Source organism: Brevundimonas alba (assembly GCF_011927945.1).
In the GTDB taxonomy this organism is placed as follows: Bacteria; Pseudomonadota; Alphaproteobacteria; order Caulobacterales; family Caulobacteraceae; genus Brevundimonas; species Brevundimonas alba.
The window spans coordinates 191,202-213,464 of record NZ_JAATJM010000001.1 but is presented as its reverse complement, the minus strand read 5'-3'; the positions used below and the strand labels follow the sequence as shown (position 1 = coordinate 213,464).

Below are 22,263 nucleotides of genomic sequence, written 5' to 3'. Positions count from 1 at the left end.
TCCACCCCATGTCCCGCTACGATCTCACCACGCGCGCCGGCCGGTTCAGGGCGCATTGGGACTATGTGTGGAAGGATCACGCCTTCCTGCGGCGGTGGTTCTCGAACGCCCACTGGCTGGGGCCCGATCTGGTGCGGACGAACCAGCCCTCGCCGCGTCAGTTGGCCGGATGGAAGGCTAGGGGGATCAAGACGGTCATCAACCTGCGCGGCGTGCGGGACGAGGCCTATTACGCGCTGGAGAAGGACGCCTGCGCGCGGCTGGGGCTGACGCTGATCGATGCGCCGCTGGATTCGCGCGATCCGCCGCAGAAGGACCGGGTGCATCGGGCGCGGGAGCTGTTCCGGACCATCGAATATCCGGTGCTGATCCACTGCAAGTCAGGGGCGGACCGGGCCGGGATGATGGCGGTGCTGTACCGGCATTTCCATCTGGGCGAGCCGATCTCGGAGGCCATCCGGCAGCTGGACAAGAAATACCTGCACCACCGCGAGGGTCTGACCGGGGTGCTGGACTATACGCTGGAGAAATATCTGAAGGAGGTGGAGCCGACGGGGGTCAGCTTCATCGACTGGATCGACAGCGACGCCTACGACCCGAAGGCGATCCGGGCCGAGTTCAAGGGTCAGTGGTGGGGCACGCTGCTGACCGAGCGGCTGCTTCGGCGGGAATAGCCCGACCTAGGGCCGCGGTTCCTGAGACGCGGCCGCGTGCGGGTCGCCGTGGGTGAAGGTCTCGCGCGGGGTGGTCACGTCGCCGGGCGTGACGGGATCGTTCCAGCCGGTGTCAGTCTCGCGCGGTCCTGCGGGGCCTGATGCCGGCTTGCGGCGGGTGGCCCAGACGACGATGCCGACGCCCAGCACGATCAGGACCAGGACGATAAGGGCGGGGGGCAGCATGGGTCTCTCCCGGAGCAGCGTGACGGCACGTTCTGAAAGCGCGTCAGGCCCGGAGGCGGTTCCCCGATCAGTGCTCGTGGGCGTCGCCGCGCGGATCGATCATCCGGTGCGCGTGCAGGATGAAATAGCGCATGTGGGCGTTGTCGACCGTGGCCTGTGCCCGGGCCTTCCATGCCTTGCGGGCTTCCTCGTAGTTGGGGAAGGCGCCGACGAACTCGACCTTGGAGAGGTCGCGGAACACCGGGGCGTCGAGGTGGCGCAGCTCTCCGCCGATCACGAGGTGGAGCAGTTGCGGGGCTTCGGCGTCGGCGGTCTGGGTCATGGAGCGTCCGGTCGGGGGTGAACTAGCGGGGCGCGAGCGGAATAGGCGCTGTGCGGCGCACGATCAACGGGTGAAGGGCCGGCGCGCTGCAGACGAGGCTGTTCTGTCGCGGATCAGGCTGGTTGAAGCGCCAGGCGCCGCCGTGGTGATCGCTGACCCGGCCGCCCGCCTCCTCCACGATCAGGGCGCCGGCGCAGACGTCCCAATCCCATTTGGGGGTCAGGGCGATGGCGGCGTCGAAGGCGCCGGCGGCGACAAGCGCCATGCGGTAGGCGATGGCGTTGCGCTTCTCGAAGCGCATGGCCGGCCAGGGCTCCGGCCACTGCGGCCCTTCCATCAGGCGGGCGTCGGCGAGCACCGAGGCGTCGTCGAGGTCGGCGGTGTCCGAGGCGGTGATCGGCCGACCGTTCAGGAAGGCGCCGCCGCCGCGCACGGCGGTGAAGGTCTCGCCGAGCGCCGGGGCGTGGATGACGGCGGCGACCGGCAGTCCGTCCTCGACCACGGCGATGGGGATGCACCACCACGGCTTCCCCTTCATATAGGCGACCGTGCCGTCGATCGGATCGACCACGAAGATGCGGCGGGCGGCGAGGCGTTCGGGGCTGTCGGCGGTTTCCTCGGACAGCCAGCCATAGCCGTTGCGGGCGCCGATCAGGGCGTCGTGCAGCACCCGGTCGACGGCCATGTCGGCGGAGGTCACCGGCGAGCCGCCGGACTTGGACCAAATCTTCAGCCCGGCCTCGCGTTCGGCCAGCGCCAGTTCGCCCGCCGCGAGGGCGGCGGTGCGGATCAGGTCGAGGTCGGCTTCCAGATCGATCATTTGCCCGCGATGGCGACGGCGTCGAACATCAGGGACGGACTGTTGTTGGCGCCCCGGAACTCCAGGTCGGAGCCGCGCTGCATCCGGGCGTAGAGATCGGTCAGCTTGCCGGCCACCGTGATCTCGCTGACGGGCCAGACGATCTGGCCGTTCTCGAACCAGAAGCCGGATACGCCGGCGGACCAGTCGCCGGTGTTGGCGTTGAGCGACGGGCCGAACATTGAGGTGACCAGCAAGCCCGCGCCCGCGTCCGCCATCAGGCCGTCCAGATCGCGCTCGCCGGGTTCCAGGTGAAGGCTGTGGGTGGAGACGCCGGGCGGCCCGGCGAGACCGCGCGAGGCGTGGCCGGTCGAGGCGAGGCCCAACTGGGCGGCGGCGGCGCTGTTCAGCAGCCAGGTCGTCAGGACGCCGTCGTCAATGATTGATTGCTGCGTCACCGTCACCCCCTCGTCGTCGCACGGGGTCGATCCCATGCCGCGCGGACGGAACGGATCGTCGATCAGGTTCACGCCCTTGGGCAGCACGGCCTGGCCGAGCCGATCTTTCAGGAAGGAGGTGCCACGGGCGATGGAGGGGCCGGAGATGGCGCCGATCAGGGGCGAGAGGATCTGCATCGCCAGCCGGTTCTCGAAGATGACCGGGGCGGTGGTCGAGGCGATCTTGCGCGGGCCGGTGCGGGCGACGGCGCGGCGGCCGGCCTCGGCCCCGATGCTGACGGCGGTCGGCAGGTCCGACAGGTGACGGCTCGCGCGATGTTCGCCGCCCCGTTCCATCGCTCCATCCTTTTCGGCGATGACGCCGACGCCCAGCGAGAAGGCCGAGCCGTGATAGGCGCCGTCGAAGCCGTGCGAGGTGACCAGCCGCCAGCGGCTCGACGAGGTGGAGGCGTGGCCCCCCTCGGACCGGGCGACGCCGGGCACAGCGAGGGCGGCGGCCTCGGCCTCGGCGGCGACGGCTTCCAGTTCCGCGGCGCTGCGCTCGGACGGGTCGAACAGGTCGAGGTCAGCGAAGGGGCCGTGGGCGAGGCGGTCCTGCGGGGCGAGGCCGGCATAGGGGTCTTCGGGGGCGAGCTTCGCCATGGCGACGGCGCGTTCGACAAGGCGGGCGCGCGTGGCGTCGGACAGGTCGGAGGCGGAGACGGTGGCCTGACGCCGCCCGATGAAGACACGCAGGCCGAGGTCGCGGCTTTCCTCGCGCTCGACGTCCTCGAGGGCGCCGTTGCGGACGCCGACGGACAGGGCGGCGCGCTCGGCGGAGACGGCCTCGGCGGCGTCGGCGCCGGCCTTCAGCGCGGCGGCGACCAGATCATTGAGGATGTCGGGGGAGGCGGAGGACGGCAGGCTGTCGGACATGCCCCGATATGGCGGACGCGGCTCCGCGCCGCAACGGCAGAGGCCCGGCTAGCTGTGTCCCCCGCCCACGAACGCGTGGACCAGCAGCATGGCCGCGGCGGCGAGCAGGGCGAGATAGGTCAGGACCATGCCGAACAGACGTCCCGGCGTGGGCTTGCCGGCGGTCAGGCCGGAGGCGTGCAGGAGGCGACCGAGGAACAGCACCCCGCCGACGGCGTGGAGGCAGTAGGCAGGCAGGCCCAGCAGGGTCAGGACGGCCAGGGCGCCGATGCCGACGGGAATGTATTCCGCCGCATTGCCGAAGATCCGACCCCTCAGCACCATGTCGTCGTTGCCGCCGTCGCCGAGCGCGACCCGATGCTTCTGACGCCCCATGACGACACGCACGGACAGGACGACGAGCAGCAGGATCAGCAGACCGCTCCAGAGGGCGGCGGCTTGCGCAGCGGTCATGTCGATCATGGTCTAGTTCTCGCGCCCCACCGGATAGAGCCGGTAGCGGTCATCATAGAACGGGGTTCGCTCATAGAACCACTGCAATCTCGCATCGCCGTCGGCGGCGAAGGCCGGCTCGGCCGCCAGCTTGGCCTCGAACTCGGCCTTCAGAGCCGGATCGGCGGCCATCATCCGCTCGGCGAGCGGCGCGATGGCGTAGCCCTCGATGTATTCGACGCGGCTCAGCACCTCGGGGAACAGGCCCCAGGCGAAGAAGCTCTCGGAAGATTGCGGCTCCAGCAGCAGGACCACGACGTCTCCGAGCGCCTGGTCAGTCGGCACCCGGACGGAACCGGTCGGGAAGGTCCAGTCGCGCCGCTCGGGCGTGACGGAGGTGACGGTCACCGGCACATGGCCCTCGTTCGGCCGGGCGCCCAGCTTCGGGTCGTCGAGGCGGAGCATGTCGACGGAGACGGCGCGCGGCGCGTCGAGCGTCTCCATCGCCACGCCGTGGATGCGCAGGCGCTCGATGAGGTCGGAGCGGTAGGACGGCACCCAATAGGCCTCGGGCCGGTGCAGGGTCAGGGTGGGGTGCGACGAATAGAAGGGCAGCTGCCAGACCTCGGGATCGGCCTGACCCAGCCAGCGGATTTCCTTCCGGCCGGAGGCGGGGCTGTCATAAGTCTCGTAACGGATGCCCTTGAAGGCCCGCGTGGTCGACGGCTGTTCGTCCTGCTCGAAATTTGCCGGAATCTCGGCCGGCCGCAAGGCGCTGTCGGCGGTGATCGCGGCCCGCAGGTCGCGACCTTGGGTGGCGAGGGTGCGCAGCGCCTGTTCGAGGAAGACATAGGTGCCGAGCACGCGCTGCTCGTGCGGCTTGAGGCTGTGGTTCTCGATCAGGATGGTCGGGACGTGGGCCGCCGAGCCCCAGCCGTTGGAGAACCGCTCGCCGAGACCGCCGTCGGACAGGCCGGCGCGCGGATTGTTGTCGTCGACGCCAAAGACCAGTTCGCCCGGGATGTGGCCCTGCGCCTCGAGGGCGGCGTTCATCGCCGGCTTGAAGACCGAGTCCAGCCACGCGGCGGTGTCCGGCGAGCGCGAATAGATGCCGTTCTCACCGTTGTACCCCCAGGTGACGTCGTACTGGTAATCCATGCCGTCGGTGACGTGGATGTCGACGTACAGGTCCGGGCGGTATTTCAGGATCAGGCCGCGCACGGCCCGCATCTCGGGCTGGTCGAGCTTGAGATAATCGCGGTTGAGGTTCTGGTTCGTCGCCGTGTTGCGCCAGCCCTGGATGCGGGGGCCGCGCTGGTTGGGCCGCGAGTAGGCGCTGGCGCGCTCGTGCCCGTCGACCGACAGGATCGGGATCAGGATCAGGTTGGCGCGGTCGAGCAGGTCCGACTTGCCGTTGAAGGCGATGTCGCGGAGCAGCATCATCCCCGCGTCCTTGCCGTCGATCTCGCCCGGGTGGATGCCGGCCTGGGCCAGCAGCACGGGCTTGGACGGATCGAACGATGCACCGTCCTTCGAGGCGATCACCGCGTAGATCGGCCGGCCCTCGGGCGAGACGCCGAACTGCTCGATGCGGATCAGGTCCGAGGCGGCGTCGAGCCGGTCGAACCAGGCGCGGGTATCGGCATAGGTCGGGCTGAAGTCGTGCGCCGGATCGGCCTCGAAGGCGGTCACCCAAGGGTCGGAGGCGTCGCGCAGCAGGGCCCGGCTGGCGCCGTCCCAGGCGGGCACGGGCGGCAGGAACGGCTGGTCCCACGGCGCGGCGTTCGGCAGGACGGGGGGCACGGACTGGGACATGGCGGGACTCGACGCGAGGGCCGCAAGGGCGGCGAGGATCAGGGAGGAGCGCATGGCAGGTTCCTCGGCTATTCGCGGCGGCGGATCAAGCGTGGCCCGCTCAGCCCCCGGTCATCGGCGACCAGCCGCCCGAGGCGATCAGGATCGCGCCGGCACGCGCCATGTTCCACAGGGTGTAGGCCATGACGATCAGCAATGCGGCGATGACCGTACGCCGTCCCGGCGCGAACGCGGCCGTCGCGGTGCCTGCAGCAAAGATCGACACCCCGACGATCAGCCTCGGTGACCACACGGCCGCCCAGTCGGGGTCCGCCAGCGCCAGCGCCCCGAGCAGGATCCAGACGATGGCGTTGGCGGCCAGGACGCAGCCGAACACCACGCGTCGGTGGGCCCAGAAATGGTCGTCCAGATCGATGCGCGTGTCGACGCCCTCAGCGCTGACGCGGGGAAAGGTCACGCTGGCCGCCACGTAGAAGGTGCCGGCGATGACGAGGCCGACGAGCAGCAGGGCCGGGTTGAACGGTGCGCCGCGGAAGAACACCCAGGCCTGGTTCCAGAAGGTCGCCAGGTCGATGGCGACAAACACCGCCAGCAGCGGCGTCAGCCAGCCGAACCGCACCCGCTGGCGCTCGTGGAGGATCCGGGCGAATCCCCCGACCAGTTCGGCGACCGACAGGCCCAGCAGCAGACCGTAGAAGCTGAAGAAGAATTCGAACGCGCTCATGAGTGTCCCCCAAGGTGAGGCTAGGGGAGACGTCGGCCAGCGTCACCCCCGGCTCACTCGAGCGGGGGGCCGGCTCTGATATCTGCCGAGGCCGTGGTTCCGATCGAGTCGGTCGAGCACGCGGCCGTCGACTTCCTGCGGCTGGGCGCGGAGGCTGAGGTGCTGGCGCCGCCGGCGCTCAGGTCGGAGATGCGCCGAACGGCTCAGCGGCTGGCGGCGATCTACCCGCCTGAGGCCTAGCGGTTGCGCTTGGCCTCGAGCCTGTCGACCGTGCGCTGGGCTTCCTCGCGGCGGCGGGTCAGTTCGGCGACCTGGGCCGATTGGGCCGCGGTGAGGCCGCCTTCCTGCCCTTCGGCCGTGGTCTGGATGTCCGCGATCTGGCCCTCGAGTTCGGCCACGAGATCCTCGGCTTCGAACAGGCGTTCCTGCTCGGCCTCGGACAGGCGCGGGCGGGGAGCCGGGGCCCGGCGTGGCGCACCCCGACCGGTCAGGACCTGTGCATCGGCCATCACCGGAACGGCGATGACGGGCATGGCGGTAGCCAGGGCAAGGGCGATGACCAGGGTGCGTTTCATGAGGGCCTCTCCGGGAAGGAAGCGAACCTCATTTGTAGATTACATTCTCGTCATCTGAAAAGCACTTTTCAGACACATTCGAGCGAGCGGCGCTCTGCGCGCTTTCAGCGCCGTGGCTTCCAGATCGGCGAGCCGTCGCCCGGCAGGCCGAGCCTGTCCCAAAGGTCCGACACGCGCTCGACCACCGCCTCGTCCATGCGGATTTCCTCGCCCCACTCCCGCTTCGTCTCGGGCGGCCATTTGTCGGTCGCGTCCAGGCCGATCTTCGACCCGAGGCCGCTCTCGGGGCTGGCGAAGTCGAGGTAGTCGATCGGGGTGTTCTCGATGACGGTGATGTCGCGCGCCGGGTCCATCTTGGTCGAGATGGCCCACATGACCTGTTTCCAGTCGCGGGCGTCGATGTCGTCGTCCACGACGATCACCCATTTGGTGTACATGAACTGGCGCAGATAGCTCCAGACGCCCAGCATCACCCGCTTGGCGTGGCCCGGGTAGGCCTTCTTCATCGACACCACCGCGATGCGATAGCTGCAGCCCTCGGGCGGCAACCAGAAGTCGGTGATCTCGGGGAACTGGGCGCGCAGCAGGGGGATGAAGACCTCGTTCAGCGCCTCGCCAAGCACCGAGGGTTCGTCCGGCGGACGGCCGGTGAAGGTGGTCAGATAGATGGGGTCGCGCCGCATGGTGATTGCGGTCACCTGGAAGACCGGGAAGGTCTCGACCGAATTGTAGTAGCCGGTGTGGTCTCCGTAGGGGCCCTCGGGCGCGTGCTCGTCCAGCAGGACATGGCCCTCCAGCACGATCTCGGCGTTGGCCGGGACCATCAGCGGCACGGTCTTGCAGGGGACCAGCTCGGCCTTGGCGCCGCGCAGCAGGCCGGCGAACTGGTATTCGCTCAGCGTGTCCGGGACCGGAGTCACGGCCGCGAGAATCGTGCCGGGGTCCGCGCCGAGAACGACGGCGCAAGGCAAGGGCCCCTTCTTGCCGGCCTTCTTGTGCCGGGCGTAGTGCTGGGCCCCGCCCCGGTGGGCCAGCCAGCGCATGATCGCCCGGTCCTTGCCGAGCACCTGCATGCGGTAGATGCCGAGGTTGAAGTCGTCCTCGCGGTCGTCGGACGGGCCCTTGGTGACCACGAGCCCCCAGGTGATCAGCGGCGCCGGTTCTCCGGGCCAGCAGCCCTGGATCGGCAGGCTGGTCAGATCGATCTGGTCGCCCTTGAGCACGACCTGCTGGACGGGGGCGGTTTTCACCACCTTGGGCCGCATCGACATGACGGTTTGCGCGAGCGGCAGCATCTCCATGGCGTCGCCGAGGCCGCGCGGCGGCGTCGGATTGCGCAGGAAGGCCAGAAGTTCGCCGACCTCGCGCAGTTCGCCCGCGGTGGTGCGGTTCTTCTTGTCCAGCGTCACGCCCATGGCGACGCGCTTCACGGTGCCGAACAGGTTGGCGAGGCAGGGGATCGGGCTGATCGAGCCGTCGGGCATGACCGGCTTCTCGAAGATCACAGCCGGCCCGCCATTGCGCAGCAGCCGGGTCTGGATTTCGGTCATCTCGAGATGGGTGGAGACGGGCTCCGACACCCGCACCAGCTCGCCGTCGGCTTCGAGGATGTCGATGAAATCGCGCAGGGACTTGTAGGCCATGCGGCGAGGCTTAGGCGGAGGCGGAGCGCCTGTCACCTGCGCTCAGTAGGCGCGGACGTCCGAGACCAGCGCCCACAGCGGGAGGTGGAGGGCGCTGGTGGCCGCGCCGAGCTGGGCGGTGCTGAGATGACCGCGGCCGCTCTCGGCGCGGCGGGTCTCTTCGGGGGACATGTGCAGAAGGACAGCGAGGTCGTCGAGGCTCATGCCGCGCTGCTCGCGCCACCGCTTCAGCCTTGCGCCGACCGCCGCATCCGACGGATCGACGCCGGGAAATCCCAGCACCGAACCCATTGGCGTACACTCCCAGCGGGCGGTCTCTACGCGGACCGCCTCAGGCCCATTCTTCATCCCATTTGAAGGCGGGATCAATCCAGTCGCCGAGACGGCCGTCGGGGCGGGCGAGGGCGTGTATGCGGTCCATCTGCTCGGCCGTCAGCTCGAAGTCGAAGATGTCGAAGTTTTCGGCCGCCCGGCTTTCCTTGGCGGTGCGGGGGATGGCGATGACATTCTGCTGGATCAGCCAGCGCAGGGTGACCTGACCGGGCGTCTTCCCATGGGCGCGACCGATCTCGTTCAGGGTGGCGTCGTCGGCGATCTTGCCCTGCGCCAGCGGCGACCAGGCGGTGATCGAGGAGCCGAGTTCCTTCGCCGTTTCGCGCAGCTTCGTCAGCTTGAGATAGGGATGGTATTCGACCTGGTTGGTGAGGAGACGGGCCTTCGACAGGCCCTGGGCCTCGCGGAACTCGGCCGACGGGAAGTTGGACAGGCCGATCCCGTGGGTCAGGCCGCGGTCCTTCGCATCGTTCAGCGCGTCGAGGGTCTCCTTGAAGGACGGCTCTTTCTTCGGCCAGTGCAGCAGCAGCAGGTCAGGCGTGAAGCCGAGGCTGGCGGCGGACTCTTCTGCCTGTTTGAGCAGGGCGTCGCGTTCGAAATGGGCGACCCAGATCTTGGTGGTCAGCCAGACGTCCTCGCGGGCGACCACGCCGGCGTCGATGGCGTCGCGGATGCCGTCACCGACCGCGGCCTCGTTGTGGTAGATCCAGGCCGTGTCGATATGGCGGTAGCCGATGCGCAGGGCCTCGGCGACCATGCGCCGGGCGTCGGCCGGCTCCAGCTGCCAGGTCCCGAAGCCGAGCAGGGGAATGGCGTGGCCGTCGACGGTGATGGCGGGCTGGTCGGTCATGGCGGACTCCGGAGAAGGTCTGGCTTAACTGGGCGCTACACCGTCTGGTTCAAGCAGCCAGTCGAACATCTCGTCCCAGAGCGGCTCCATCCCTCGGCGGAAAGCGCCTTCATGCCCGATGCGAGCGGCCCCGTAGTGCGCAGGCTGACGGACAACGACTTCCCTGCGCGCGTTCGGATAAACCTGCAGCAGGATCGGTGACGTCTCGAGCGTGGCGATAGGGTCGTCGGTAAATATCCACGAGCGGATGGGCGCCGTCACGGCGTCGAAATGGTGTGGGCGCAGCCGGTCCTTCAGTTCGTCGAGAAAGTAGGGCGCCTTCAGGCACCAGCGCCGCCAGGTGGTCCAGACGCCGCGCGGGAGGTCTGTTCCGGCCCAGAGACCTCCGCCCTTGATGTAGCCGTGGCGAAGCAGGCTCCACGGGCCATAGCCGAACCAGAAGAACAGCTCGAGTGGGTTGTAGGACCGATGGTGCCGGGCCCAGTACCCGCTGCCGACCGAGACGAAGGCGTGTCGGGCGATCAGATGCTGGTTGGGCATGAAGCCGAGGAAGTGACCGCCGACGCTGTGGCCGACATGAACGACCGGCACGCCCGGCGCGGCCTCGATGAGGGCCTCGAGCGCCGCCGGCATGTCGAGACGACCCCAGTCGGGATAGTCCATCTTCATCGCGGCGAGATCGTCGGGGCGGGAGCCGGCGATGCCACGATAGTCGAAGGTCAGCACCGCCGCGCCGCGTCCGGCCAGATGGCGAGCGAAGCGGTCGTAGAAGCCCTTGGGGAAGCCGGTGCCCGAGGTGACGAGGACCGCGACGGCAGGATCCGCGGACGACGTCAGCCGCATCGACAGCGGAAAACCGTCGGCGGCAGGGGCGGTGAAGTCGCGGATGACCGTATCGCTCATCGAAGGTCCGTAGCTATTCGAAACGAACCTAGCCGATTGACGCTGCGTCAGGTCAAGCTCTCTTGGAGCCGGGCCCGTCCTCGGCTAAAGGCCCGGCCTGAACTTCGCCGAGCGCCTGACCATGACCGATCTTCCCGACCGCCTGTCCGTCGATCCCGACAGCCCCTTCCACGACGCCGATCTGCTGGCGAAGGGGATCGGCGTCCGCTTCAAGGGCGAGGACAAGACCAATGTCGAGGAATACTGCGTGTCCGAGAGCTGGGTCCGTCTCGCCGTCGGCAACCGCGTCGACCGGCGCGGCAAGGCTCTGACGGTCAAGCTGCAGGGTCCGGTCGAGCCCTATATCAAGGGCGAGTAAGGCCTAGGGGACGCGTCGGAACTCGACCTGCTCCAGGGCGCTGTCGAGGATCAGGGCGCCGTTCTGCACGATGGTGGCGCGGTTGACGCCCGCCATGAAGCCCCCGAAACGCTTTTCCCACCCGGTCGTGCCGCGCTGGCAGACCGGCTCGGTCTGCGGCGTGATCTCCATCAGGGTCCCGTCCAGCCGATAGCGCCAGCCGGCGAAGACGCAGGCGTTCGCCTCGATCTGGCCGCCGCCGATGGTGATCTCGATGGGCTCCGCTCCGGCGGGCGGCGAAACGCCGTGCATGACGTGGAGCCGCCAGCGGCCGGTGATCGGCTCCGGCGCAGCGGGCGGAGCAGGCTCGAAGGTTAGATCGGCGCCGGGGCCAGTCAGGGTCAGCCTGCCATCGCGAACCGTGGCCCGGTCAACGCCGGAGAGGGTCCGGTCGAATTCCTGCTCCCAGTGGCTGAGGCCGCGAGCGCACATGGCGCCGGGATTGGCGGTGGTGACGACGAGCTTTTCTGCATCCCGCTCATAGCGGCGCCAGAACGCCACACACTGCGAGCGCGCCCGGAAACTGAAGTCGCCCACGGTCATGGTGATCGGATGGATGGAATCGGCGTCGTCGGGCGCGGGAGCCGGGCGGCCGTTCATGGCTGTCAGCCGCCATTCGCCGCGTATGTCGGCCGGAGCGGCCGGCGGTGCGGGCGTATTCGCCGCCTCCTGTTGAACGGCTGGCGGCGGCACTGGCGATGGGCTGCAGGCGGCGAGGCACAGGGCGATGAGGAGGACGCGCATGGCTCCAGTGCGAACCCGCATGGCGGCGATTTCGTGTCGGTGCGCGGGAACGCTTCACCCGTCCGCATCCGGGGGCTACGGTCCGGAGAATCCCCTAGGAGTGACCATGCGATCCGTTCTGTCTCTCGCCGCCAGCGCTCTGGCGTTGACCCTCGTCGCCGCGCCGGCCCTCGCGCAGGACGCCGCCACCATCGAGCGGGCGGAGACCGTCCGCGACGCGGCGATGGAGCGGAACATCGCCCTCGACTACGTCACCCAGCTGACGACCCGGTTCGGTCCGCGGCCGGCCGGATCGAAGTCCGAGCAGAACGCCGCGGCCTGGGCCGCCGACTACATGCGCGCCCAGGGCTTCCGGAATGTGCGGATCGAGGAGTTCCCGCTGGTGGGCTGGGAGCGCGGCGAGGAAAGCGCGTCCATCGTCGGGGCCCGGCCGCAGCGGCTGGTCGTGGCGGCGCTGGGGCATTCGCCCGGCACGAACGGCGTGATCGAGGCGCCGGTGGCGCGGTTCGACAGTCTCGAGGACCTGAACGCGGCGCCCGCCGGATCGCTGGCCGGCAAGATCGCCTACATCGACGCCGGCCAGATGGTGCGGATGCAGAACGGCTCCGGCTATGGCCCGCTGAGCCGCATTCGCGCGGCGGGGCCGGCGGCCGCAGCGGCCAAGGGGGCGGTGGCCTTCATCATGCGGTCGGCGGGCTCGGACGAGCACCGCATGCCGCACACGGGCACGACCCGCTATGTCGAGGGCCGGGTGCCGGTGCCGGCGTTCGCGCTGAGCGCGCCCGACGCAGACCAGGTCTCGCGCCTGATCGGCATGGACGAGACGGTGACGCTGCGGCTGTCGTCGACCGCCCACACCTATGAAACCGTCTCCCAGAACGTGATCGGCGAGATCGTTGGCCGGTCGCGGCCCGAGGAGGTCATCGTGCTGGGCTCGCACATGGACAGCTGGGACCTGGGCACCGGCGCCATCGACGATGGCGCGGGCGGCGCCATCACCCTCGCCGCGGCCAAGGCCATCGCCGAGAGCGGCCGGCGGCCGGCGCGGACCATCCGGGTCGTGCTGTACGGCTCTGAGGAAGTCGCGCAACCGACCGACACCGGCAACGGCGGCGGCGCCTATCTGCGCGGCGTCGGCGCGGCGCTGGAGAAGCATGTGATCGCCGGCGAGAGCGATTTCGGCGCGGACCGGGTCTATGCGCTTGGCCTGCCGCCGGGTGCGCAGACCTCGGACTTTGCCCGGGCCGCGGCGCAGGTCCTCTATCCGATCGGCGTGCTGCCCTCGCCCGATCCGGAACTGCATGGCGGCGTCGACATCGGTCCGCTGGCGGGCGCCGGGGTGCCGGTGTTCGGGCTCAACCAGGACGGCAGCCGCTATTTCGACCTGCACCACACGGCGGACGACACCCTGGACAAGATCGATCCGGCTCAGTTGAACCAGAACGTCGCCGCCTGGGCAGGGCTGGTCTGGTTGATCGCCGACTCCGACGTCGACTTCCGGGCCATGCGTCCGGCGGAGGCGGCGGCGCACTGACGACCCTGCGAGCGTGGCGAAACTGGTAGACGCAAGGGACTTAAAATCCCTCGACTTCGGTCATGCGGGTTCGACCCCCGCCGCTCGCACCACCGAACCGGGAGAGGCGCTCCGGCGTTGGCGTGACATGCCGCATGCGCTTTTCAATGAACCGGCGGAGACGGTGGCCCGGACCCTGATCGGGGCCGAGCTTGAGGTCGACGGGGTCGGCGGCGTGATCGTCGAGACCGAGGCCTATGACATCTCAGACCCGGCCTCGCACAGTTTTGGCGGCCCGACGCGGCGCAATGCAGCGATGTTTGGCGCCACGGGGTGCGCCTACGTCTACCGAATCTACGGCCTGCACTGGTGTTTCAACGTCGTCTGCGATGCGGGGCAGCCGGGCAGCGCGGTGCTGGTGCGGGCGCTGGAGCCGCGCACGGGGCTGGAGCGGATGCACGAGCGGCGCGGGCTATTGCCGACCGCGTCGCTTTGCTCGGGGCCGGGCAAGCTGTGCGAGGCGCTGGGGATCGACGGGAGCCTGAACGGGCGGCCGCTGGACCAGGCGCCGTTCGCCCTGAGACTGCATGCGCAGCCGCCGGAGCTGGTGCAGGGGGTGCGGATCGGCATCACCAAGGGGGCGGAGACGCCGTGGCGGTTCGGCCTCAAGGGCTCGCGTTTTCTCAGCCGCCCGTTTCCCGCCATGGCGGCGACGGCATGACCCTGATGCAGGCGACGCCGATGGAAGCGCGGTCCGAGCGCGAGCTGCCCGGAGGCGAGGGCTGGTGGTACGAGCCCAAATGGGACGGATTCCGCTGCCTCGCCTTCAAGGCGGACGGGCGCGTTGAACTGCTGGCCAAGTCGGGCAAGTCGCTGGCGCGCTTCTTCCCCGAGGTCGTCGAGCGGCTGCAACGGATCGAGGCGGAGACGTTTGCGCTCGATGGCGAACTGCTGGCGCAGGATGGCGACCGGTTCGCCTTCGAGGTGCTGCAGCAGCGGCTGCATCCGGCGGCGTCGCGCATCCGCAAGCTGGCGCTCGAGACACCCGCGACCTTCGCCCTGTTCGACATGCTGGTGGACATCGACGGCGCCGATTTGAGGAACCGGCCGCATCGGGAGCGGCACGAACGGCTGGACGCCTTCGTCGTCCGGTTCGGAGAGCCACGGCTGACCCTGTCGCCGGGCACGGACGACCCGGCGCTGGCGCAGTCCTGGCTGGACGACCGCAAGCTGGAGGGCGTGGTCGCCAAGCGTGGCGACGGCGTCTACCTCGAGGGCGAGCGGGCCATGGTCAAGGTCAAGCGGCTGCGCTCGGCGGACTGCGTGGTGGGCGGGTTCCGCTATGCCAGCGAGGGCGGACGGGTGGGGTCGCTGCTGCTGGGGCTCTACGACGACGAGGGGCGGCTCAACCATGTCGGCTTCACCTCCGGTTTCGCGGGGCTCGACAAGGACGAGCTGACGCGGCGGCTGGAAGCGCTGCGGGGCGGGCAGGGCTTCACGGGCCGGGCCCCGGGCGGGCCGAGCCGGTGGGCGACCGAGCGTTCGGCGGAATGGGAGCCGCTGCGGCACGAGCTGGTGGTCGAGGTCGCCTTCGACCACGTCTCGGACGAGCGGTTCCGGCATGGCACGCGGCTGCTGCGCTTCCGGCCCGACAAGACGCCGGAACAGTGCCGGATGGATCAGCTGGAGGCCTGATGCCGGCGGCCAGGGACCAGTTCGACCTGTTCGGCGCGCCGCGCCCGACGCTGCCCGAGGGGCTGCGATATGCGCCGGAGGTGATCGGGCCAGACGAGGCGGCGCGGCTGGTCGCGGCGTTCGCCGACCTGCCGTTCCAGGCCTTCGACTTCCACGGCTTCAAGGGCAACCGGCGCATCGTCTCCTACGGCGGCCGGTACGACTTCTCCGCCAGCCGGCTGGAGGCCGCAGAGCCGATCCCGGACTTCCTGCTGCCTGTGCGCTCGGCGGCGGCGGCGTTCGCGGGGCTGGAGCCGGAGGCGATCCACCACGCCATGGTCACCGAATACGCACCGGGGGCGGGCATCGGCTGGCACCGCGACCGGCCGGAGTTCGACAAGGTGATCGGTCTGTCCTTCGCATCGGAGGCCACGATGCGCTTCCGGCGACGGTGCGATGCAGGCTGGGAGCGCGCATCGCTGCCGCTGGCCCCGGGCTCGGCCTATCTGCTGGACGGCGCCGCGCGGCAGGACTGGCAGCACAGCATCGCGCCGGGCGACCGGCTCCGCTATTCGGTGACGTTCCGCACGCTGCGATGAGCCAGCGGCCCATAACTTTGTGTGTCCGGCGGCGAACCGCCCTTAACCGCGCCCGCTTTCATGGGCACAAGGGACGCCTTCCCCTTTCAGGCCGTATGGATATTCGATGAAAAGAGCCCGGCGCGCCCGCATCGTCGCGACCTTGGGGCCCGCAAGTCGGGCGCCCGGCACGGTCAAGGCCCTGGCCCAGGCCGGGGTCGACGTGTTCCGGCTGAACTTCAGCCACGGCTCGCATGAGGATCACGCGGCGGCGCTGAAGGCTGTGCGTGGGGCGGAGCTGGCGCTGAAGCGGCCGCTGGGCGTGCTGGCCGATCTTCAAGGGCCCAAGCTGCGTCTGGGCAAGTTCAAGGATGTCGAGATCGACGTCGGACCGGGCCACAAGATGCGCTTCGACCTCGACCCGACGCCGGGCGACGCGACGCGGGTGCAGATGCCGCATCCGGAAATCTTCAGGGCGCTGCGGACCGGCATGCTGCTGCTGCTCGACGACGGCCGGGTCCGGCTGCGGGTCGGTGAGCGATCGGACGAGTGGGCGGATGTGACGGTCGAGAGCGGTTCGAAGCTGTCGGACCGCAAGGGCGTGGCCGTGCCCGAGGCGGTGGTGCCGGTGTCGGCGCTGACTCCAAAGGACCGCGAGGACCTGGCCTTCGCCCTGCGGATCGGCGTCGACTGGGTGGCCCTCAGCTTCGTGCAGAAGCCGGAGGACATGGCCGAGCTGAAGCAGATCGTGAAGGGCCGGGCGGCCTGCTTGGCCAAGATCGAGAAACCGCAGGCGCTGAACGAGCTGGAGGCGATCCTCGATTACTGCGACGGGGTGATGGTGGCGCGGGGCGATCTCGGCGTCGAACTGGACCCTGAAGAGGTGCCGGTGGCGCAGAAGCAGATCATTCGCGCGGCCCGCCAGCGCGGCGTTCCGGTGATCGTGGCGACGCAGATGCTGGAATCCATGACCGCGTCTCCGGCCCCGACGCGGGCCGAGGCGTCGGACGTGGCCAACGCAGTCTATGAAGGCGCGGACGCCCTGATGCTGTCGGCCGAGACCGCGTCGGGCGACTATCCGCTGGAGTCCGTGGGCATCATGAACCGGATCATCGAGCGGGTGGAGCGCGACCCGATGTGGCCCGGGCTGATGGACGCCGAGCACGCCGGCATGGACGAGCACGACGTTGACGCCCTGGTCGCCGCGGCCCGCAAGGCCGGCGAGGCGCAGTCGACGGCGTGCGTGGTGGTGTTCACGACGCTGGGCGGCACGGCGCGGCGGATGTCGCGCGAACGGCCGCTGCAGCCGGTGCTGGCCCTGACGCCCAAGCCGGAGACGGCGCGGCGGCTCTCGCTGGTCTGGGGGCTGGAGCCGCGGCTCAGCCGGGAGCCCGCCTCGCTGGAGGAAGTCACCGACGACGCGGTCGAGAAGGCCGTCGAGTTCGGACTGGCCGAGCCGGGTCAGCGGCTTCTGATCCTCGCCGGCACGCCGTTCGGTGCTCCGGGGGCTGCGAATCTGCTGCGACTGGCGCATGTTCCGACGAAGGGGCGCGGCCGAGGCGGCTGAACTCCGCAAGGGTCGGCATGATCAAATACATCGGCTCGAAGCGCGCGCTGCTGGCGGAGATCGTCGGCGCGGTCGCGCGCGTGCTGCCCGATGGAGGGACGGTCTGCGACCTGTTCTCCGGGTCGGCCCGGGTCGGGCATGCCTTGAAAAAGCAGGGCTTCCGGGTCTGGTCGAACGACCACAACGCCTACGCCCATGTGCTGGCGACCGCCTATGTCCAGGCTGACCGGGAGCGCTGGCTGGAGCGGGCGGAGGCTGTGTTGGCGGAGCTTCGCGGCGTGACGCCGGCGGCGGGCTGGTTCACAAAAAGCTTCTGCGAGGACGCCCGCTATTTCACGCCGGAGAACGGCGCCCGGATCGACGCCATGCGCGACCGGATCGCGGCCATGGCGCTGGAGCCGGAGCTCGAGGCCATAGCCCTGGTCAGCCTGATGGAGGCCGCCGACCGGGTGGATTCCACGGCCGGACTGCAGATGGCCTATATGAAGTCATGGGCCAGCCGGGCGCTGAAGCCGCTGGATCTGCGGATGCCGGACGTCCTGCCCGGCGTGGCCGCGGGGCCGTGCAAGGCGACGCGGGCGGATGCGGTGGAACTGGCCCCGTCGGTTGAGGCCGATCTGGTCTATCTGGACCCGCCCTACAACCAGCATTCCTACCTCGGGAACTACCACTGCTGGGAAAGTCTGGTGCTGTGGGACAAGCCGGAGACCTACGGGATCGCCAACAAGCGGGTCGATGTCCGCACCCGCAAGAGCGCCTTCAACAGCCGGCCCGGCATTGCGCCAGCGCTGAAGGCGGTGATCGAGGGGGTGAAGGCGCCCAACCTGATCGTTTCGTTTAACGACGAGGGCTATCTGGGCCGCGATCAGCTGGTCGAGATGCTGTCCGGCCGGGGCGAGGTGCAGGTCATCGAGATCGCCCGACCGCGCTACGTCGGGGCCCGCATCGGCATCCACAATCCCAAGGGCGAGAAGGTCGGCGCCGTGGGGCGGCTGCGCAACGTCGAATACCTGTTCGTGGTCAGCGAACGGCGCGTGAATCTGGCGGATGCCGCGTGAGCGGCAGCGTACGGAACGCGAAGGACTCAGGGCCGTTCTGTCGGCCATGGAACAGATGACCATGACCCCCTCCCGCCGCCTTGAGGCCCGCCACGCCTACGGTCGGGCTGTGGACGCGTTCGAACCTGTCGCCTGGAGGCCGCCCTCGCCGGCGCGCTTCGATGGACGCGTCGCCAACGACGTGAGGCCGGAGCCCGAGCCGACGTTTTCCGATATGGCCGGCGGCGTGCCGGCCTGGCTGACGATCACCCTCGGCGGGGTCATCGCGGCGCTGACCGGCGCCATGCTGGGCGGCGCGCTTCACATCTGAGACCGGATCCGCGGCTGCGTCCGATCTTGACGCATGGGCGTGCTTCACTGTCCGCAGGCTTTCCGGCCTCGGGTCTTTGAAATCGTCCATAGAGCCAAGTGGCCGAGCGGCCACATCCCCAACGCGTAAGTCGCTGGAAACGTAGCTGAATTCCGGAAGTGGCCGAAGTGGCCGACGAAATTCCCGGCCAGTTCCCGGCCGATCAGTCTTCCAGCAGCGCCCGGATCGGGGCCCAGCCGCGGCGGTGCGCCGGGCAGGGACCCAGGTCCTTCAGCGCCTGCTGATGCACCGGGGCGTTGTAGCCCTTGTGCGAGGCGAAGCCGTACCCGGGATACTCCTCGTCCATGGCGACCATTAGCCGGTCGCGCGCCGTCTTGGCGAGGATGGAGGCCGCGGCGATCGACAGCGACAGACCGTCACCGCCGACCACCGTCTGGACGTCGCAGGGCAGTTTGAAGCGGTAGTTGCCGTCGACCAGGGCGCCGACCGGCTGCACCGACATCGCCTCGATGGCGCGGCACATGGCCAGGCCGGTCGCGTGCAGGATGTTCAGCTCCGCGATCTCCTCGACCGAGGCGAAGCCGACGCCCCAAGCGACGGCGCGGGCCTTGATCTCGGCCTCCAGCGTTTCCCGGCGTTCGGCGGTCAGGACCTTGGAGTCGTCGATGCCCTCGGGCAGGTCGTCAGGGTTCAGGATCACCGCGCCGGCGGCCACGGGACCGGCCCACGGGCCACGCCCCGCCTCGTCCACCCCGCAGACGAGACCGCCGCAGGACTGGATCAGCACCCTTTCGAGCGCCAGCGTGGGAAAGCCGCGCGCAGCCTTCGCCGGCGCTTTCGCGGCGGGCTTCTTCGTTGCAGGCTTCTTCGACGGGGTCTTCACCGGGCCGCCATCGCACGAACCTGCGGGTGACGGAAGCACTCGATCCCGTGATCGTTGACCATGCCCACAGCCTGCATGAAGGCATACACAATCACCGGGCCGCAGAAGGTGAAGCCACGCTTCTTCAAGGCCTTGGCCATGGCTTCTGATTCAGGCGTGGCGACCGGGCGGGCCCCGCTGTCGGGCCACTGGTTCTGGATCGGGGTGCCGCCGACGAAGGACCAGAGCCATTCGCTGAAGTCTTCGCCGCTTTCGCGCATCTCCAGCCAGATGCGGGCGCCCTTGATGGCGCTGTTGATCTTGGCGCGGGAGCGGATGATGCGGGCGTCTCCGAGCAGCCGCTCTATGTCCGCCTCGCCATAGCGGGCGACCTTCTCCGGATCGAACCCATTGAAGGCGTCGCGCATGCCCTCCCGCTTCCGCAGGATGGTGATCCACGCCAGACCGGCCTGGAAGCCGTCCAGCACCAGCTTCTCCCACAGGGCGCGGGCGTCGTACTCCGGCACGCCCCACTCCGCGTCATGATAGGCGACATAGAGCGGATCAATGCCGCACCAGGCGCAGCGGTGAAGTGAGTCGGCCATGTCCCAAGGTAGCTGGTTTGCGCCGGGATAAGGCTGGTGCTTTCACCACGGGATTGGTTGGCCATCCCAAGCGAAGAAGCCGCCGCTGTCCTCCGGCTGCAGCCGGTCCATCACATCGACCAGCGCCCCCGCAGATTGCTCGGGGGTCAGGCGTTTCGCCGCCGTCGATGCGCCCTGCCGGAAGGGCGCGCTGAGCGGGGTCTCGACAGTGCCGGGGTGGAGGGCGACGCAGACGCCGAGCGGCCGGTTTCGGCGATGCTCGACGGCCAGGGTGGCGATCAGCATGTTCAGCGCGGCCTTGGAGGCGCGATAGCCGTACCAGCCGCCGAGGCGGTTGTCGGAAATGCTGCCCACGCGGGCCGAGAGCGCGGCAAAGACGCTGAGACGGTCGCGCGGCATGAGCGGGAGCAGATGCTTGGCGACGAGCGCCGGTGCGATGGCGTTGATGCGGAAAAGCGCGACGAGAGCCTCGGGGTCGAGGGTGCGGAACGTCTTCTCGGGCGATACGCCCGGGCCGTGAAGCAGGCCCGTGGCGACGACGATCCGGTCAGGGCTACCCTGCTGTCTGATCATGGCTGCGGCTGCGGCGACCTGTTCCTCGTCCGTGATGTCAGCGGCGACGAAGTCGAAGAGCGGATTGTGAGGCCAGTCCGCCGGGCGGGTTCGGGAGACTCCGATGATCCGGTCGTACCGTCCCTGGTCGGCAAGCACCGTGGCCAACGCCCTGCCTATGCCGCCGTTCGCGCCGACCACGACCGCGAGAGCCGCCGAAGTTTCCATGACGGATCCCGTTCGCCTTCACCGGTTCAATCCGGCAGGGAGATACGGGCGCCACGGGGCGGTGGATGACGACAAGCGGTCCGAGGGTGGACGCCTCCCGGAGCGGGGCTCCAGGAGGCTCCGGGTATTAAACGGTAGGCGGTGTCCGACGGGTCACCTTGTCAGCCCAGCTGCGGGCGATCTGGCCCGCCGCCTCGCGGCCACCGAGGCCGAAGGCGAGCGCAGCCGCGACCGCCGCGGCGCCGAGGATCAGGCCGAACGCCAGCAGCACCACGTCGTCGGCGATGCCCATGAAGCGCAGACCCATGGCCGTGGCGAGGGCGATGGTCGCCCACCGCACCAGCGTCGAGGCGAAGCCGTCGGCGCCGCCCGTGCCGCTGTTGATCAGCCGCGCCAGCACGCCGGCGATCAGCACGCCGGCGGTGATGATGACGCCGCCGACGATGACGTGGCCTGCGAGGTTCAGGATCTCCTGCAGCGTCATGGCGATGGTGCCGAACTGCAGCAGCCGCGCCGCTTCCACCGCGGTGAAGACGACGATCGCGGCCATCGCGATCTTGCCCACGACGCCCGACGGAGTCAGGGGCGCGCGGGCCTCCTGACCGAGGGCGCGCGCCGTGGCCGGGGTGACGTCGCCGGCGTAGGGCGCGGGGCCCGGCGCGGGCTCCGCCGAGGGCTTGCCGGTGGCCAGCGAGGTCAGGCCGGACATGCTGCGGTCGAAGCCGGTGGCGGGCAGGATCCGCTCGATCAGCTGCGCCACCCAGCGGCCGATGAACCAGCCGACGGCGAGGACGATGGCGGCGGCCAGCACGTTCGGAATGGCCGAAAGCACCGTGGACAGCACCGCGACGGCGGGGACCGTCAGGGACTCGATGCCGAGCTGTTCCAGCGCCGCGATGGTGATCGGGATCAGGATCAGCACGAACACGAGGGTCGCGACGGCGCTGCTGACGCCCGTCGAGCCGGTGGCGCGGGACAGTCCGGCCTTTTCGAGCCAGCGGTCGGCGTTGGCGGCTTCCAGCGCCGCGGCTACGACCCGCCGGGCCAGGGTGGCGACGATGAAGCCGATGAAGAATATCAGCACCGCGCCGAGCACATTCGGGATGAAGGAGGCGACCTGGGTCAGCAGGGAGTTCAGCGGCTCGACCACCTGGCCGAGGTTGAGGACGCCGAGGGCGGCGACGACGCCGAACAGCAGGATCAGCCAGAAGGCGACATCACCGATGCTGTGGCCGACGCTGTGTTTGGGATTCTCGCTTGTGCTCGCCTTGCTGGCCCCCGGGATGCGGTTGATCAGCCGCGCCAGCGCCCATTTGGCCGCCTTGCCGACCAGCCAGGCGGCGATGAGGATGACCACCGCGCCCAGTATGCGCGGGGCCCAGTCGTAGATGAGCGATTCCCATCCGATGAACTCGTACTCAGTGTGCATGCAGCCCTCTCCTGACGCGGACGCGGAAGCGTCCGGTTCCGGGCGCTAACCCGCGGCGGGGGCCGGGTGTTCCGTGCG

27 protein-coding genes and 1 tRNA gene are annotated in these 22,263 nt (G+C 69.4%); 11 read left to right on the top strand and 17 right to left on the bottom strand.

Features of this window, described 5'->3' with window-relative positions; translation table 11 throughout:
- Positions 1-8 precede the first annotated feature (8 nt).
- Entirely contained in the window at positions 9-674 is a 666-nt protein-coding gene (locus GGQ87_RS00920) for a protein tyrosine phosphatase family protein (RefSeq protein ID WP_168044854.1), read from the top strand.
- A 6-nt stretch (positions 675-680) separates the two neighbouring features.
- Here GGQ87_RS00920 and GGQ87_RS00915 read toward each other — a convergent pair whose 3' ends face one another.
- From GGQ87_RS00915 to GGQ87_RS00885, 7 genes are all read right to left on the bottom strand, one after another.
- Entirely contained in the window at positions 681-899 is a 219-nt protein-coding gene (locus tag GGQ87_RS00915; RefSeq protein ID WP_168044853.1) for a hypothetical protein, read from the bottom strand.
- A gap of 67 nt (positions 900-966) precedes the next feature.
- Positions 967-1,221 (bottom strand): DUF4170 domain-containing protein, encoded by a 255-nt coding sequence (locus GGQ87_RS00910; RefSeq protein ID WP_168044852.1) that lies wholly within the window; start codon positions 1,219-1,221, stop codon positions 967-969.
- A gap of 22 nt (positions 1,222-1,243) precedes the next feature.
- Complete coding sequence (locus GGQ87_RS00905; RefSeq protein ID WP_168044851.1) at positions 1,244-2,041, bottom strand: 3'(2'),5'-bisphosphate nucleotidase CysQ; 798 nt, start codon at positions 2,039-2,041, stop codon at positions 1,244-1,246.
- Positions 2,038-3,393, bottom strand: a complete 1,356-nt coding sequence (locus GGQ87_RS00900; RefSeq protein WP_168044850.1) for a TldD/PmbA family protein — start codon at positions 3,391-3,393, stop codon at positions 2,038-2,040. Before GGQ87_RS00900 ends, GGQ87_RS00905 begins: the two co-directional genes overlap by 4 nt.
- A 48-nt stretch (positions 3,394-3,441) precedes the next feature.
- The gene (locus tag GGQ87_RS00895; RefSeq protein WP_168044849.1) at positions 3,442-3,855 is read right to left on the bottom strand and encodes an MAPEG family protein; all 414 of its coding nucleotides are present in this window, start codon (positions 3,853-3,855) and stop codon (positions 3,442-3,444) included.
- 3 nt (positions 3,856-3,858) lie between these two features.
- The gene (locus GGQ87_RS00890) at positions 3,859-5,694 is read right to left on the bottom strand and encodes a M14 family metallopeptidase (protein WP_168044848.1); all 1,836 of its coding nucleotides are present in this window, start codon (positions 5,692-5,694) and stop codon (positions 3,859-3,861) included.
- A gap of 46 nt (positions 5,695-5,740) precedes the next feature.
- Entirely contained in the window at positions 5,741-6,364 is a 624-nt protein-coding gene (locus GGQ87_RS00885; RefSeq protein WP_168044847.1) for a hypothetical protein, read from the bottom strand.
- A 93-nt stretch (positions 6,365-6,457) separates the two neighbouring features.
- Here GGQ87_RS00885 and GGQ87_RS15530 point away from each other — a divergent pair, with 93 nt between their 5' ends.
- Positions 6,458-6,604: a WCX domain-containing protein gene (locus tag GGQ87_RS15530; protein ID WP_209282367.1), complete on the top strand. Its 147-nt coding sequence runs from the start codon at positions 6,458-6,460 to the stop codon at positions 6,602-6,604.
- Here the strand turns inward: GGQ87_RS15530 and GGQ87_RS00875 are convergent.
- The 5 genes from GGQ87_RS00875 to GGQ87_RS00855 form a co-directional block, all read right to left on the bottom strand.
- Complete coding sequence (locus tag GGQ87_RS00875) at positions 6,601-6,939, bottom strand: hypothetical protein (protein WP_168044846.1); 339 nt, start codon at positions 6,937-6,939, stop codon at positions 6,601-6,603. The genes GGQ87_RS15530 and GGQ87_RS00875 overlap by 4 nt on opposite strands.
- 104 nt (positions 6,940-7,043) lie before the next feature.
- Entirely contained in the window at positions 7,044-8,582 is a 1,539-nt protein-coding gene (locus tag GGQ87_RS00870) for a UbiD family decarboxylase (RefSeq protein WP_168044845.1), read from the bottom strand.
- Between the two features lie 42 nt (positions 8,583-8,624).
- On the bottom strand, positions 8,625-8,873 hold the full coding sequence (locus tag GGQ87_RS00865) for a helix-turn-helix domain-containing protein (protein WP_168044844.1): 249 nt from the start codon (positions 8,871-8,873) through the stop codon (positions 8,625-8,627).
- A 40-nt stretch (positions 8,874-8,913) separates the two neighbouring features.
- Positions 8,914-9,765: an aldo/keto reductase gene (locus tag GGQ87_RS00860; protein ID WP_168044843.1), complete on the bottom strand. Its 852-nt coding sequence runs from the start codon at positions 9,763-9,765 to the stop codon at positions 8,914-8,916.
- 24 nt (positions 9,766-9,789) lie between these two features.
- Positions 9,790-10,668, bottom strand: coding sequence for an alpha/beta hydrolase family protein (locus tag GGQ87_RS00855; protein ID WP_168044842.1), 879 nt, complete (start codon positions 10,666-10,668; stop codon positions 9,790-9,792).
- Between the two features lie 121 nt (positions 10,669-10,789).
- Between GGQ87_RS00855 and GGQ87_RS00850 the strand changes: the two genes are divergently transcribed.
- Complete coding sequence (locus GGQ87_RS00850) at positions 10,790-11,026, top strand: DUF3297 family protein (RefSeq protein ID WP_168044841.1); 237 nt, start codon at positions 10,790-10,792, stop codon at positions 11,024-11,026.
- Between the two features lie 3 nt (positions 11,027-11,029).
- On the opposite strand, the gene GGQ87_RS00845 is transcribed toward GGQ87_RS00850, so the two are convergent.
- A complete protein-coding gene (locus GGQ87_RS00845) occupies positions 11,030-11,809 on the bottom strand; it encodes an META domain-containing protein (RefSeq protein ID WP_168044840.1) in 780 nt (259 codons plus the stop codon).
- A gap of 106 nt (positions 11,810-11,915) precedes the next feature.
- On the opposite strand from GGQ87_RS00845, the gene GGQ87_RS00840 reads away from it, so the two are divergent.
- From GGQ87_RS00840 to GGQ87_RS00805, 8 genes are all read left to right on the top strand, one after another.
- Positions 11,916-13,343, top strand: coding sequence for a M20/M25/M40 family metallo-hydrolase (locus GGQ87_RS00840; protein WP_168044839.1), 1,428 nt, complete (start codon positions 11,916-11,918; stop codon positions 13,341-13,343).
- A gap of 7 nt (positions 13,344-13,350) precedes the next feature.
- Positions 13,351-13,435: transfer RNA gene (locus tag GGQ87_RS00835), tRNA-Leu, on the top strand.
- A 35-nt stretch (positions 13,436-13,470) separates the two neighbouring features.
- Positions 13,471-14,043, top strand: a complete 573-nt coding sequence (locus GGQ87_RS00830) for a DNA-3-methyladenine glycosylase (RefSeq protein WP_168044838.1) — start codon at positions 13,471-13,473, stop codon at positions 14,041-14,043.
- Complete coding sequence (locus GGQ87_RS00825) at positions 14,040-15,017, top strand: ATP-dependent DNA ligase (protein WP_168044837.1); 978 nt, start codon at positions 14,040-14,042, stop codon at positions 15,015-15,017. Before GGQ87_RS00830 ends, GGQ87_RS00825 begins: the two co-directional genes overlap by 4 nt.
- The gene (locus GGQ87_RS00820; protein WP_168044836.1) at positions 15,017-15,595 is read left to right on the top strand and encodes an alpha-ketoglutarate-dependent dioxygenase AlkB; all 579 of its coding nucleotides are present in this window, start codon (positions 15,017-15,019) and stop codon (positions 15,593-15,595) included. The genes GGQ87_RS00825 and GGQ87_RS00820 overlap by 1 nt, the downstream gene beginning before the upstream one ends.
- Positions 15,596-15,701: 106 nt before the next feature.
- Positions 15,702-17,141 (top strand): pyruvate kinase, encoded by a 1,440-nt coding sequence (gene pyk, locus GGQ87_RS00815; RefSeq protein WP_168044835.1) that lies wholly within the window; start codon positions 15,702-15,704, stop codon positions 17,139-17,141.
- A gap of 17 nt (positions 17,142-17,158) precedes the next feature.
- A complete protein-coding gene (locus tag GGQ87_RS00810) occupies positions 17,159-18,199 on the top strand; it encodes a DNA adenine methylase (protein ID WP_168044834.1) in 1,041 nt (346 codons plus the stop codon).
- 61 nt (positions 18,200-18,260) lie between these two features.
- Positions 18,261-18,509 (top strand): hypothetical protein, encoded by a 249-nt coding sequence (locus GGQ87_RS00805; protein WP_168044833.1) that lies wholly within the window; start codon positions 18,261-18,263, stop codon positions 18,507-18,509.
- Between the two features lie 202 nt (positions 18,510-18,711).
- Here GGQ87_RS00805 and GGQ87_RS00800 read toward each other — a convergent pair whose 3' ends face one another.
- From GGQ87_RS00800 to GGQ87_RS00785, 4 genes are all read right to left on the bottom strand, one after another.
- On the bottom strand, positions 18,712-19,311 hold the full coding sequence (locus GGQ87_RS00800; protein WP_209282441.1) for a ribonuclease HII: 600 nt from the start codon (positions 19,309-19,311) through the stop codon (positions 18,712-18,714).
- Between the two features lie 77 nt (positions 19,312-19,388).
- Positions 19,389-19,976, bottom strand: a complete 588-nt coding sequence (locus tag GGQ87_RS00795; protein WP_168044831.1) for a DNA-3-methyladenine glycosylase I — start codon at positions 19,974-19,976, stop codon at positions 19,389-19,391.
- A 42-nt stretch (positions 19,977-20,018) separates the two neighbouring features.
- Positions 20,019-20,756: an SDR family NAD(P)-dependent oxidoreductase gene (locus GGQ87_RS00790; protein WP_168044830.1), complete on the bottom strand. Its 738-nt coding sequence runs from the start codon at positions 20,754-20,756 to the stop codon at positions 20,019-20,021.
- 127 nt (positions 20,757-20,883) lie between these two features.
- Entirely contained in the window at positions 20,884-22,185 is a 1,302-nt protein-coding gene (locus tag GGQ87_RS00785) for a mechanosensitive ion channel (RefSeq protein WP_168044829.1), read from the bottom strand.
- Positions 22,186-22,263 lie beyond the last annotated feature (78 nt).

Bases quoted from the DNA above. Each gene is read 5' to 3' on its own strand.
- GGQ87_RS00920 (WP_168044854.1), top strand. From the start codon at position 9: ATGTCCCGCTACGATCTCACCACGCGCGCCGGCCGGTTCAGGGCGCAT.
- GGQ87_RS00915 (WP_168044853.1), bottom strand. From the start codon at position 899: ATGCTGCCCCCCGCCCTTATCGTCCTGGTCCTGATCGTGCTGGGCGTC.
- GGQ87_RS00910 (WP_168044852.1), bottom strand. From the start codon at position 1,221: ATGACCCAGACCGCCGACGCCGAAGCCCCGCAACTGCTCCACCTCGTG.
- GGQ87_RS00905 (WP_168044851.1), bottom strand. From the start codon at position 2,041: ATGATCGATCTGGAAGCCGACCTCGACCTGATCCGCACCGCCGCCCTC.
- GGQ87_RS00900 (WP_168044850.1), bottom strand. From the start codon at position 3,393: ATGTCCGACAGCCTGCCGTCCTCCGCCTCCCCCGACATCCTCAATGAT.
- GGQ87_RS00895 (WP_168044849.1), bottom strand. From the start codon at position 3,855: ATGATCGACATGACCGCTGCGCAAGCCGCCGCCCTCTGGAGCGGTCTG.
- GGQ87_RS00890 (WP_168044848.1), bottom strand. From the start codon at position 5,694: ATGCGCTCCTCCCTGATCCTCGCCGCCCTTGCGGCCCTCGCGTCGAGT.
- GGQ87_RS00885 (WP_168044847.1), bottom strand. From the start codon at position 6,364: ATGAGCGCGTTCGAATTCTTCTTCAGCTTCTACGGTCTGCTGCTGGGC.
- GGQ87_RS00875 (WP_168044846.1), bottom strand. From the start codon at position 6,939: ATGAAACGCACCCTGGTCATCGCCCTTGCCCTGGCTACCGCCATGCCC.
- GGQ87_RS00870 (WP_168044845.1), bottom strand. From the start codon at position 8,582: ATGGCCTACAAGTCCCTGCGCGATTTCATCGACATCCTCGAAGCCGAC.
- GGQ87_RS00865 (WP_168044844.1), bottom strand. From the start codon at position 8,873: ATGGGTTCGGTGCTGGGATTTCCCGGCGTCGATCCGTCGGATGCGGCG.
- GGQ87_RS00860 (WP_168044843.1), bottom strand. From the start codon at position 9,765: ATGACCGACCAGCCCGCCATCACCGTCGACGGCCACGCCATTCCCCTG.
- GGQ87_RS00855 (WP_168044842.1), bottom strand. From the start codon at position 10,668: ATGAGCGATACGGTCATCCGCGACTTCACCGCCCCTGCCGCCGACGGT.
- GGQ87_RS00850 (WP_168044841.1), top strand. From the start codon at position 10,790: ATGACCGATCTTCCCGACCGCCTGTCCGTCGATCCCGACAGCCCCTTC.
- GGQ87_RS00845 (WP_168044840.1), bottom strand. From the start codon at position 11,809: ATGCGCGTCCTCCTCATCGCCCTGTGCCTCGCCGCCTGCAGCCCATCG.
- GGQ87_RS00840 (WP_168044839.1), top strand. From the start codon at position 11,916: ATGCGATCCGTTCTGTCTCTCGCCGCCAGCGCTCTGGCGTTGACCCTC.
- GGQ87_RS00830 (WP_168044838.1), top strand. From the start codon at position 13,471: ATGCCGCATGCGCTTTTCAATGAACCGGCGGAGACGGTGGCCCGGACC.
- GGQ87_RS00825 (WP_168044837.1), top strand. From the start codon at position 14,040: ATGACCCTGATGCAGGCGACGCCGATGGAAGCGCGGTCCGAGCGCGAG.
- GGQ87_RS00820 (WP_168044836.1), top strand. From the start codon at position 15,017: ATGCCGGCGGCCAGGGACCAGTTCGACCTGTTCGGCGCGCCGCGCCCG.
- pyk (WP_168044835.1), top strand. From the start codon at position 15,702: ATGAAAAGAGCCCGGCGCGCCCGCATCGTCGCGACCTTGGGGCCCGCA.
- GGQ87_RS00810 (WP_168044834.1), top strand. From the start codon at position 17,159: ATGATCAAATACATCGGCTCGAAGCGCGCGCTGCTGGCGGAGATCGTC.
- GGQ87_RS00805 (WP_168044833.1), top strand. From the start codon at position 18,261: ATGACCCCCTCCCGCCGCCTTGAGGCCCGCCACGCCTACGGTCGGGCT.
- GGQ87_RS00795 (WP_168044831.1), bottom strand. From the start codon at position 19,976: ATGGCCGACTCACTTCACCGCTGCGCCTGGTGCGGCATTGATCCGCTC.
- GGQ87_RS00790 (WP_168044830.1), bottom strand. From the start codon at position 20,756: ATGGAAACTTCGGCGGCTCTCGCGGTCGTGGTCGGCGCGAACGGCGGC.
- GGQ87_RS00785 (WP_168044829.1), bottom strand. From the start codon at position 22,185: ATGCACACTGAGTACGAGTTCATCGGATGGGAATCGCTCATCTACGAC.